This window comes from Streptomyces sp. x-19, assembly GCF_046549115.1.
Classification (GTDB): domain Bacteria; phylum Actinomycetota; class Actinomycetes; order Streptomycetales; family Streptomycetaceae; genus Streptomyces; species Streptomyces albulus_C.
In genome coordinates, this window is sequence record NZ_JAJPWK010000021.1 from 135,553 (window position 1) to 144,593 (window position 9,041).

A 9,041-nucleotide genomic window follows, 5' to 3' on the forward strand; every position below is an offset into this window, starting at 1 on the left:
GCCACGACCGGGATCCCCGTAGCCATCCGCCGCACCCCGCACCACGACCGCTGGCCGGGCCTCCCCGAGGAGCCCGGCCAGCGGCCTTTCATTCCGACTGCGGGTCGAGCGGACTCCCGCGGCCCGGCCCCGATGGGGCCCATTGCGTCCCGGCCCGCACCGTGGTGCGGAGGCCGGGCTCCCGTGTCACTCCCCGTCGCCCCCGCCCACCGCGCGCACCGGGCCTTCCCCACCTTCCCGGCCTTCCGCGCCGCCCTTGGCCTCCTTGCCTCCGTTGCCTTCCCTGCCCTCCGAGCCCCGGCCCTTGTCCTCGTCGTCTCCTCTGCCTTCCCTGCCCTCCGAGCCCCGGCCCCGGTCTTCGTCCTCCCGCGGGAGGACGACGGTGTTGTCGCAGCCCACGGACGAGCCCATCCGCGTGCTCTGAGCGCCCGGGGAGCCCTCGCCGCCGAGCGCGTTGCCCAGTACGCCGTTGAGGATGCCGACCTCGCCGAGGACATCGACGTTCGTGTCGTGCGACCGGCACTGGGAGCTCTGCCTGACGTCGAACCCTTCGCCCCTGCCCCCATCTGCGTACGCGGCGCCGGCGCAGAGGAAGCCGAATCCGCCAAGGGCGACGGACACGACGACGGTCTTCTGAAGCTTGTTCATTTCATCTCCGGTGGCCGAACGGATGCAATCCGTGATAAGGCGACTTCGTACAGTTACGAGAGGCTAATACGAAAGACGCCGCAGGCGTTCGGCGACGCGCCGGGTCCCTCGCCGTCGCGATCGACCGGCCGCACCGGCCACGACCGGCGCAGACACGCCGTCCCAACGGCCTAGCCGGCACCAACGAAAGTCCTCAGCTACGGCGACGCGGCGGCGGACGAGCCGCCCCTGGGCCACCTGGGCGATCAGCGCATACCAGGAAGGCCGGACGCACCCCTGGTCCGCCACGACGCGAGGCGGACCGTGCGCCGGCGAGGCACGGTCTGGTTGCTCGTCCGCCTGCGGCGTAGCATTTTGTGGAGACCTTGAATGTTTGCCTGAGGTGGTATCGAGCATCCGCCGCGCCGCCGGAGCAGGTCCCCGAGGTCATGAGGGAACGCGCCCGTTCGGCAGCGGAAAGCAGAGCTTGACGTTCGATCAGTGACGGGTTCGCGCATGGGCTGGCTCACCCTCGGCTATTTCCTCGCGTACATTCCGTACGCGATGCTGGTCAAGGCGCTGGCCAGTGGTGCGACTCCGCTGTCGCACGGGCCGGTCAGCGGCTTCGAACTGCTGCCCGCAAGCGCCTTCGGCCAGCTTGTCGCGATGCCGCTCCTCCTGGGAGTGACAGGTTGGTGGCGGCAGATGCGGCGCGGTTCCGTCGGCGGACTGCGCATTCCGACCGTCGGTCGAGAAACGCTGGCGTCCGGGTTCTTCACCTCGCTCATCATCGGCACCACCACGATGAACTACACGTTTTCCGGCGTCTCGATCCTTTTCATGCTGTTGTTGATGCGCGGCGGAGTCCTGAGTTTCTCCCCGTTGGTCGACAAGGCGCGCAAGCGCCGGGTGACGCCGTATTCGTGGGCGGCGCTGTGCCTCAGTCTGGTCGCGGTTTCGGTGGCCCTCGGCGACGTGAACAGTTACTACCTCACCTCGGCGGCGGTGCTGAGCGTGCTGACCTATCTCGTCGGTTACCTGGGCCGCTTCGACATCATGAGCCGCGTCGCCAAGACCGGGGTGGCCGCAACGGACCGCCGGTTCTTCGTCGAGGAGCACGTCGCCGCACCGGTTTGGCTGGCTCTGCTGCTGGCGGCGGGGGCGCTGGCGGGGCAACCGCAGTTGCGCGCGGGTTTCACCACGTTTCTCGGTACCCCGCTCGCGTGGGCGGCGGCCGCGATAGGCGTGACGTACGAGGTGCTGTTCGTCTTCGCCTCGCTCATGTACCTCGACCGACGCGAGTACACCTGGGGTGTTCCGGCGTGGGCGTTCGCCAGTCTGATGTCCGGCCTGGTGGCCTCCTTCTCGCTTGCCTGGCTGGCCGGACTCCCCGCTCCGGGGACCGGTCAGCTCGTCGCGCTCGCCTTCGGCGTCGGCGCGGCGGGGGTGCTGGCCTACCCGTCGGTCAGCTCCCGGTGGCGGGCACGCGCCACCGGACCGGTGCACCGCGTGCTGTTCGTCTGCGGGGGGAACACCTCTCGTTCGCCCACGGCCGAGGTCATCGCATGGGCTCAGGCCGCGGAGGCGGGAGTCGCACATGCCTTCCGGTTCTCCAGCGCGGGCGTCGCGACGAAGCGCCCGGGGGATCCGATGGCGCCCGAAGCCCGCGCCGCGCTCGTCGAGCTCGGGCTGCCCCAGGTGCGGGTCCGCAAGGACCCCCGCCGCCATCGGGCGCGCCCGGTCACTCCGGAACTGTGCCGCGTCAGCTTCATCATCTACTGCATGACCCGGGCCCATCGCGACAAGGTCGTCGCGATGGCGCCCGAGGCGGAGGACCGCACCCTGTGCCTGGACCCGCGCGGTGACATCCCCGACCCCGAGGGGCAGTCTCCGGAGGTCTACGTCCGGTGCGCCCGGCACATCCAGCGGTCCGTCCGGTTCCGCCTGCGCGAGCTGCTCGCGGCCGGCTCCCTCGCGACCCCCTTCGAGGGCGGTTGAGTCGCAGTGGCCCCCTCGTTCCCCGACGCCCGGTGCCGGGACGCCTCCTGGCACTGCGGGACGGCCCTCCCGGACCGGGCGGTGCCGCGGGACGGCCTGGCGAGTGCGGCGGCGGGCGATGCTCCGGAGATGCGCGCCGTCCCGCGAAAGGTGATGCTCGCACTGGTGGCCGGTTGCCCGAGTGGCTGCCCGGACGTCGATGCCGCCGGCATCGGGTACGCGGACGCGGTGGCCACGGTCGATCCGTTCGCCCGGCAACGGTCCCGTCTGGAGGAGTGCGTCCAGTGGAGCTGTTGACGAGCGCCTACGGCACGTCCGTCGCACGGCGGGCCCAGCTGGTCGCCGTGCTCGCCGAACCGGAGGACCTCTCCCCCTCTCGTCTGCGCGGCCTCGCAGGAGTGGCCGACGCGTTGGAGGTCCGTGCCGACCTGGTCGGCGACCCCGATCCGCACCGGCTGCGCCGGCACTTCCGAGGGCCCCTGACCTACAGCCTGCGCTCCCTGCGCCACGGCGGCCGCTCGGCGCTCGGCCCCGTCGAACGGGGCAGCAGGCTGCTGCGCGCGGCGCAGCAGTACGACCTCGTCGATCTGGAGGCGATGGACGACCTGGTGCCGGAACTGCTGGTGGGCATCCCGACCCGGCAGCGGCGGGTCTCCTGGCACCAGCCCGAGGCCACCCGACCGGAGAGAGGCGCCGACCGCTGGTTCGGGGCGGCCATGCGGGAGGCGTCGGAGGCACTGCGGCACCGATTCGCCGCGATGCGGACCGTACCGGCGGCGGCGTACCTCCTCGTCCCACAGCCCGGCGCCCAGTACGGGGCGGCCTCACCGCTGCTGCTCACCGGGCTCGGACGCACCGACGTGACGGCGTTCGCCTCCGGTCCCGCCGGGACCTGGACCCGGGTGCTGGCACCGTGGCTGGGCGCACCTGTGGTCTTCGGTCGGGCCGGTGCCCCGGGGGCGGACGGGATGCCCAGCGTGGCGCAGCTGCGGAGCGACTACGGCCTGCCCGCGCTTCCCCCGCTCGACGCCCTGTTCGGCATCGCCGGCCGGGCCACCGGAGGCTCGCTGGCGCCCAGGTTGCACAACGCGGCGTTGCGGCACCTGAGGCTGCCCGCGCTCTACCTGCCCTTCCCCGTGGACGTCTTCCCCCGCTTCTGGCACTGGGCCTTCGTCTTCGGCGCGCTGGCCCGGCTGCCGCTGCGCGGGCTCACGGTCATCGCACCCCACAAGCGCGGTGCGGTCGAAGTGGCCGACATTGCCGACCCGCACGCACTGCGCTGCGGCGCGGCCAACGTGCTGTGGCTCGACGCCGGGCGCTGGCGGGCGACCACCACCGACACCGCCGCCGCCCTGCACACCCTGGCTCGGGCCGGGGTCGAGCCGAGCGGCCGGAGCGCCGCCGTCATCGGTTGCGGCGGCGCCGGGCAGGCCGTGGCACTGGCCCTGGAACAGGCCGGGGCCCGGGTCACCCTGGTCAACCGGGGGGATGCGCGCGGCCGGGACGCCTCCTCACGCCTCGGGCTCCCCTACGTGCCCCTGTCCCGGTTCTCCCCAGCCGGCCACACCGTGCTCGTCCACGCCACGCCCGTGGTGGAGCGGCCGCCGTTTCCGATCACCGCCGCCGATCGGGACGCGGTGGTGTTGGAACTGGTCTACCGGGATCCCCCGACAGCGCTGATGCGCGCTACCCACGCCGGCGGACTGGTCGGCATCGACGGCTGGGACGTCCTGTTCGTCGAGGTGAGCGAGCAGTTCCGGCTGCTGACGGGCCATCCGCTGCCCGAGGCGCTGACCCTGCGGTCCCTCTGCTTCGGCTCCGCCGAGCCAGCCGAGGCCCACGACCTGGCCAAGCCGGCGGGACAGCGCCCGGCGCGCTCCGCGAGCGGGGAGGCGACATGACGACCCGTCCGACGTCCCACGACGGACCGGCCGCACCGCGACCGCCGGCCGCCCCCGACGTCTCGGTGCTGCTGGGCGACTGGGTCAACACCGAACAGGGCAGCCCGCAGGGCCCCCTGCGGTTGAGCGTGACACGGCACGACGAGGGCCTGGCGGTGCGGGCCTTCGGCACCGGCGGCCCGCAACCACGCGACTGGGGCCAGGTGCCGGCGGTGGCGTACACCGCGCCGGGTACGCCGTCGGCCGCCTGGTCGTTCTCGGCGGCCTACGACTTCGGATCGCTGCGTACCGTCGTGTGCGCCTACATCAAGAAGCATGGTTCTCCAGACGATCTCTGACCTGCGGGAACTTCTCTGCTTCTTGATCAACTGGGAGAGGAGTGGGAACTGGGGGTATCCACAACGGCCCCGACTGCCAGAACTTCTCCCACCGGTCCTGCAACGTCTCCGCGACACGAAGCTCCATCCCCGGCGTCAGGTTGCTGTAGAGGCCCTTCACGCCGGCGACTTCGTGGCCCATGCGTGACTCGGATGCGATCTCGCTGTGCCCGTCTTCATCCAGCCACTCTTTATGTCCGTGTCTGAGAAGGTATATTCGCTTCCCTGCCATCTCCTCTACCGCCGGGATCGCGGGTCGGAGCTTGTGCCTCCGGCTTGTCCGCCTTTCCGCTCCGTCACGGATCGGATGCCAGTACTGCCGCTCGAACTCCGTCCCGAGCAGGTCCCCCCCTTTCAGGGCTGGGAACATCCACGGCGACGCGTGCGAGGCGAGCAGCGCCACATGCATCTTGTGCAGAAAGGGCGGCACGACCAGCGTGCGGTGCGAGTCGTACTTGGGGTCGGTCAGAGCCTTCTCACCGTCAATCCACTGGAGCTGGTACTGCACACGTAGGGCAGGCATCCCCTCGTAGCGCTTCAGCGACTCCACCCGCCGGTCTGCGTTCGGCTCCGCGGCGGGCCAGTTCGGCGAAGCGTAGAGCCGCTGCAGCCCATACATCTCGCCGGGCCGCATAGCGGTGAAGGCCGCGGTCCAGATGTACACCCAGCCCGTGTACCCCCATACCGTGTAGGCGTTCCTCGCCAGCCGGTGCAAAACCTCCATCTCCATGGGGCGCTTGACCTCGCGCGGCGGCCTTGTGTACATGCCACGGCCCTTCTGCCGGATGATTGGTGATCCGTTGCGCATCTTGTACTTCGCGGCCGCGTCATCCATAAGCATGCCGAATACCATGAGGATCTCGCCGACGTAGCCCTTGGAAATCTCGCCCCTGTCGGCGGCTGCGTTGAGACCTTTCCTCCATGCCTCGAACTCCCACGTCGTGATCTCACCAACACGGCGGCCACTCCAGTACGGAAGAATCCGCACCTTGATGATGGACTTGTAGGAATTCAGCGTCGACTGGCGCAACTCCTGCGCGTCGTACCAGTCCCAGCAGTATTTTTTCATCAGCACCTTGCCGTCACGCTGCTTGATCGCGGTGCCGTGACGCACTTCGTACTCACGGTCAAGCCCGTAGTCGAGTGCCTCAGCCTCGTCGTCGAAGCCAGACTTCGCCTCGTACTTCTTTTGACCACTCGGCAGGTACTCGCCTGCCCACCACTTAACTCGACATTTATTGCCGCGCCATTCGATATACGGCATAGCTTCTCCTTGGGATCCCCTCTGATGGCCCGGCAGTCTCTTTCCTTACTCTGCCGTGCCCGCGTGGGTTGCTACTCGCGCCTACCTGTGGAGCAGCCCCGGTGTAAGGAGCGGCATCCCCATTGGCGCGCATTCAGGTCCCTCATGCTGCACTCACCTGCCACGTCGTCACACGCAATCTTGCCATCAAACTCGTCCTGAAAACTGTGGATTTGAGAACCGAGGTCGAGGGTGGCCATCTCGTACGCAGGGCCTCTGAGCCCATTCTCGGGCTACGCGCGTGCCGCCTGTTGGATTTGCATCCGGTCGAGCGCACTCCTCCCTTCGTGGTGCGACGTTCTTAATTGCAGGGGAAGTTGCGGTTCATGGGATCCAGGCGATGGGTTCCCACATCTGAATTTCGCGCGAGTGCTGCGCGCATCGCGTTCGAGGCAGGCGGGTCGATCCCGGAGATCGCCGAGGAGCTCGGTGTCCGCCCCGGCTGCGCTGCACGGCTGGGTGTCATGGTGACGGCGCGATAGGTCGGTCTCGTCCGACCGGCCAGCCGAGGCCGCGCTGGGTGGACGGATGCGCGAGGCGAGCGCCGGGCCCGATCATCCACTGCGGGAGTTGCCGGCAGAAAGCAAGTGGCTTCGCGAGCTGGAGATCACGTGATGCCCGCAAGCCCTGCCTGACCCTCCGAGGAAAGGGCCGAGTCCAGTCCCGCCGCCGTGGCGTGCGCATTGGTAGTCAGAGGAGCGAGCACCGCGGCCAGCGTTGCCTGGCCTACCAGCCTCTGGGACAGGGTCCTAGCTAGGCCGTGTCCGGTGAATCAGGGATTGATGGGTGACGTGCCTCTTTGCTGGGCCTGCATCTGTGGTCCAGGACCTATGGCCCTGCGTGCAGAGACTTTCGTCCCGCCTTGGGTGGGGCGTGTGCGTGATGGGATGGGGCAAATGAGCCCCTACTCAGCCTCGGCCTGTGGATACCGAGAGCATTCTTCGCGATGAGCAGCACTGTCAGGGCCGTACCCACCACGAAGGCTAGGTGGGCCTGGGCGACGGGCGGGTCCCTTGTCGGCGGCCTCGCTCTTGGTGTGCTGACCAATCTGGCCCAGGGCTGGCTTCCCGGAGCCTGGAACCAGATAGTCAACTCCGGCGCCGTCTGGTCCGTCGCCGCGTTTGTGGCCGGCGCGCTGCTGGCGGGCTGGGTGTCCCTGGCCGTGTGCGCGGTCGGCGGGCTGCTCGCAGAGGTCGGGCTGGTCGTCGGCTACTACGGCTACGCGGAGTTCGGCCGGGACGGCATGGGCAGCCTCTTGTACCCGTCCGTCTGGATGGGCATGGCGTTTGTTGCCGGACCGCTCTTCGGTATCGCGGGTGCCTGGTGGCGGCACGGGCAGGACATGCGCCGCAGGACTGTCGGCCTGGCCGCACTCGCGGGCGTCTTCGGCATGGAAGGCATCCACTACGCCTGGGTCCTGCACTACGGCCCCGAGGCATGGGCCTGCTTCGCGCTTCTGGTCCTCGTGCCGCTGGTGATGGCCCGCACGCACAAAGAGCGCGCACGGACACTGCTGGCTGCCGTCGCCTTCTCGCTCCTCGCCTACACCGTCATCGACCTCGGCTTCCTGGGCCGGATCGATGCCTGCATCGGCCTCGGTCACTGCTGAGCACCGTCGGCTGGCGAGTGGCACAGCCTCCGTGACCGGAGAGTCCGGGGTGGCCCACGCCGATTCCGGCGTGGACGCGGGATCCGCCCGCACTGCCCCGGGAGGGGCCAGGTCAGCGGATCGTCAGTTCTGGAGCCAGAGGCGTATGGCTGCGACGGTTTCGGTGCCGTGGAAGACGTAGGCTCTCTTGTCTTATCTGGTGGCCACCGCGCGGCAGCTCTTGAGCCGGATTATCGTGCGCTCGACTTCGTTCCTGCGTTTGTACGTGGCCCGGTCGAAGGCGGGCGGGCGACCGCCGGCGGAGCCGCGGGCCAGGCGGTGTCTGATCTGGTCCTTCTTCTCCGGAATGCTGTGCGGGATCTGTCGTCTGCGCAAGTAGGTGCGTATGCGGCGGCAGCTGTAGGCCTTGTCCGCGCTGAGTGCGTCGGGGCGGGTCCGCGGGTGGCCGCCGCCCCGGCGGGGAACGCGGATCTCTTCGACGACCGCTTCGAAGACGGTGCCGTCGTGGATCTGGCCCGGGGTGATGACCAGGCCGAGCGGGCGTCGTCCGCCTTCACCGGCCAGGTGAATCTTGGTGGTCAGGCCGCCGCGGGAGCGGCCGAGTCCTTCGTCGGCACGGTGTCGGGTCGGCGGCGCCCCTTTTTTGCCCCGTTCTTCGGGGCTGCCTTCCGGGCACCGGCCGCGTGCTGATGGGCTCGGCATGCCGTGGAATCGATGCTGATCTGGCTCCAGTCCACACGGCCGTCGGTGTCCGCGTCCGCTTGTATCGCGGTCAGGGTCCGCTCCCAGGTACCGTCCGCCGACCAGCGGCGATGACGCTCGTACACGGTCTCCCACCTGCCGAACCGAGCAGGCAGCTCACGCCAGGGCACGCCCGTCCGCTCCCGGAAGTAGATCCCGTTTATCACCTTGCGGTGGTCCTTCCACTGCCCGCCCCGCCTGCCGTTCTCCGGCAGGTACGGCTCCAGCCGGGCCCATTCTGCCCTGCTCAGACCACCACGTCCCATACCGCCCTAAACGATCAGAAACCTGCACCGTTCCAAGATCCACCGGACACGCCCTAGTAGTGCTTTGTTAGGTGGTGTCGTAGGGCTGCCATGGGGTGGGTTGGTGGCAGGTGGGGCAGGTGCCTGTCCAGGTGGCCAGGAGGTGTTGGAGGAGGTCCAGGGCCTGGTAGAGGGTCAGGCCCTGGCAGGGGCTTTTGGGCTCCTCCGTTGTTCGGTCAG

At 69.1% G+C, this 9,041-nt stretch carries 7 protein-coding genes and 1 pseudogene; 5 read left to right on the forward strand and 3 right to left on the reverse strand.

Features of this window, described 5'->3' with window-relative positions; all coding sequences use genetic code 11:
- Nucleotides 1–186: 186 nt before the first annotated feature.
- Nucleotides 187–648 (reverse strand): hypothetical protein, encoded by a 462-nt coding sequence (locus tag ACLJT4_RS33005; RefSeq protein ID WP_411127989.1) that lies wholly within the window; start codon nt 646–648, stop codon nt 187–189.
- A 480-nt stretch (nt 649–1,128) separates the two neighbouring features.
- Here ACLJT4_RS33005 and ACLJT4_RS33010 point away from each other — a divergent pair, with 480 nt between their 5' ends.
- Genes ACLJT4_RS33010 through ACLJT4_RS33025 form a run of 4 tightly spaced genes read left to right on the forward strand, consistent with a single transcriptional unit; the run spans nt 1,129 to nt 4,864 of the window.
- The gene (locus ACLJT4_RS33010) at nt 1,129–2,625 is read left to right on the forward strand and encodes a hypothetical protein (RefSeq protein WP_411127991.1); all 1,497 of its coding nucleotides are present in this window, start codon (nt 1,129–1,131) and stop codon (nt 2,623–2,625) included.
- 6 nt (nt 2,626–2,631) lie between these two features.
- The gene (locus ACLJT4_RS33015; RefSeq protein WP_411127993.1) at nt 2,632–2,922 is read left to right on the forward strand and encodes a hypothetical protein; all 291 of its coding nucleotides are present in this window, start codon (nt 2,632–2,634) and stop codon (nt 2,920–2,922) included.
- Entirely contained in the window at nt 2,910–4,526 is a 1,617-nt protein-coding gene (locus ACLJT4_RS33020; protein WP_411127995.1) for a type I 3-dehydroquinate dehydratase, read from the forward strand. The genes ACLJT4_RS33015 and ACLJT4_RS33020 overlap by 13 nt, the downstream gene beginning before the upstream one ends.
- Entirely contained in the window at nt 4,523–4,864 is a 342-nt protein-coding gene (locus ACLJT4_RS33025; RefSeq protein ID WP_411127997.1) for a hypothetical protein, read from the forward strand. The genes ACLJT4_RS33020 and ACLJT4_RS33025 overlap by 4 nt, the downstream gene beginning before the upstream one ends.
- Here ACLJT4_RS33025 and ACLJT4_RS33030 read toward each other — a convergent pair.
- Complete coding sequence (locus ACLJT4_RS33030) at nt 4,833–6,167, reverse strand: integrase (protein WP_411127999.1); 1,335 nt, start codon at nt 6,165–6,167, stop codon at nt 4,833–4,835. The two genes, ACLJT4_RS33025 and ACLJT4_RS33030, sit on opposite strands and share 32 nt — an antisense overlap.
- 985 nt (nt 6,168–7,152) lie before the next feature.
- Here ACLJT4_RS33030 and ACLJT4_RS33035 point away from each other — a divergent pair.
- Complete coding sequence (locus ACLJT4_RS33035; RefSeq protein WP_411128001.1) at nt 7,153–7,815, forward strand: DUF6518 family protein; 663 nt, start codon at nt 7,153–7,155, stop codon at nt 7,813–7,815.
- Between the two features lie 123 nt (nt 7,816–7,938).
- On the opposite strand, the pseudogene ACLJT4_RS33040 reads toward ACLJT4_RS33035, so the two are convergent.
- Nucleotides 7,939–8,822, reverse strand: a pseudogene (locus tag ACLJT4_RS33040) (IS5 family transposase).
- Nucleotides 8,823–9,041: the final 219 nt, after the last annotated feature.

Bases quoted from the DNA above. Each gene is read 5' to 3' on its own strand.
- ACLJT4_RS33005 (WP_411127989.1), bottom strand. From the start codon at position 648: ATGAACAAGCTTCAGAAGACCGTCGTCGTGTCCGTCGCCCTTGGCGGA.
- ACLJT4_RS33025 (WP_411127997.1), top strand. From the start codon at position 4,523: ATGACGACCCGTCCGACGTCCCACGACGGACCGGCCGCACCGCGACCG.
- ACLJT4_RS33030 (WP_411127999.1), bottom strand. From the start codon at position 6,167: ATGCCGTATATCGAATGGCGCGGCAATAAATGTCGAGTTAAGTGGTGG.
- ACLJT4_RS33035 (WP_411128001.1), top strand. From the start codon at position 7,153: ATGAGCAGCACTGTCAGGGCCGTACCCACCACGAAGGCTAGGTGGGCC.